At 35.7% G+C, this 1,181-nt stretch carries 1 protein-coding gene; it reads left to right on the top strand.

Annotation, left to right across the window (positions count from 1 at the left end; genetic code table 11):
- Positions 1-72: 72 nt before the first annotated feature.
- A protein-coding gene (locus FTT73_RS16115; protein WP_085940648.1) for an IS4-like element ISAba1 family transposase occupies positions 73-1,163 on the top strand; the annotation gives its coding sequence in 2 pieces (ribosomal slippage) (positions 73-613 and positions 613-1,163; 1,092 coding nt in all).
- Positions 1,164-1,181 lie beyond the last annotated feature (18 nt).

Raw genomic sequence — 1,181 nt, 5'->3', positions numbered from 1 at the left:
TCTCTGTACACGACAAAAATAGATAACTCATTGAAATAATGTCACAATAATTGTTTTCTAACGACGAATACTATGACACATCTCAATGAGTTATATCTTATCTTAAACAAATCTCTAAAATGGAACAAGTCACATTTAAAGTGCTTTGCGCTCATCATGCTTGTGATTATTTTAAAGCAAACATGTAATCTTTCTTCTGCATCTAAAGCCTTGCCCATCAAGTGTTTACCACAATCATTTTATCGACGTATGCAGCGCTTCTTTGCAGGTCAGTATTTTGATTATCGTCAAATTTCTCAGTTGATTTTCAATATGTTTTCATTCGACCAAGTGCAACTGACTTTAGATAGAACCAATTGGAAATGGGGAAAACGAAATATTAATATCCTGATGCTCGCAATCGTTTATCGTGGAATAGCGATACCTATCCTTTGGACATTGCTTAATAAACGTGGAAATTCAGATACGAAAGAGCGTATTGCTTTGATTCAACGCTTTATAGCCATTTTTGGTAAAGACCGTATTGTGAATGTGTTCGCAGACAGAGAGTTTATCGGTGAGCAGTGGTTTACATGGTTAATTGAACAAGACATCAACTTCTGCATTCGTGTTAAAAAAACTTCATTGTCACCAATCATTTAGGAAAGAATCATAAAATTAGTGATTTATTTCGCCATCTTAAAGTTGGTCAAATTGAATGTCGTAAACGACGGATTTTGGTTGGTCGGGTGAAACTATATATAAGTGCACTACAGTTAGAAAATGGAGAGCTTTTACTCGTCGTTTCTCCTCAGTTTAATGCCAATGCTATTCAGGATTATGCATTACGCTGGGAAATTGAAACCTTATTCAGTTGTCTCAAAGGACGCGGGTTTAATCTTGAAAATACGCGCTTGACAGACCCTAGACGAGTGAAAAAATTGATTGCGGTGTTAGCTATAAGCTTCTGTTGGTGTTACTTAACGGGTGAATGGCAACATAATCAAAAAAAAGCGATAAAAATAAAGAAGCATGGACGACTCTCAATGAGTTTATTTCGCTATGGTTTAGACTATGTTCAAATGGCGATTCAGCGTTTAATTGGTTTTGGGAAAAAAGAAGAGTTTAAGGAAATTTTGGCAATTTTAAGAAAGCAGAATCCTGATAGGATAAGGGTTCTGTGAAATTTGTCGTGTACAGAG

The organism is Acinetobacter sp. YH01006, assembly GCF_013420445.1.
Classification (GTDB): Bacteria; Pseudomonadota; Gammaproteobacteria; order Pseudomonadales; family Moraxellaceae; genus Acinetobacter; species Acinetobacter pseudolwoffii.
The sequence above is the reverse complement of the archived record's forward strand: the minus strand, read 5'-3'. Positions and strand labels throughout refer to the sequence as shown.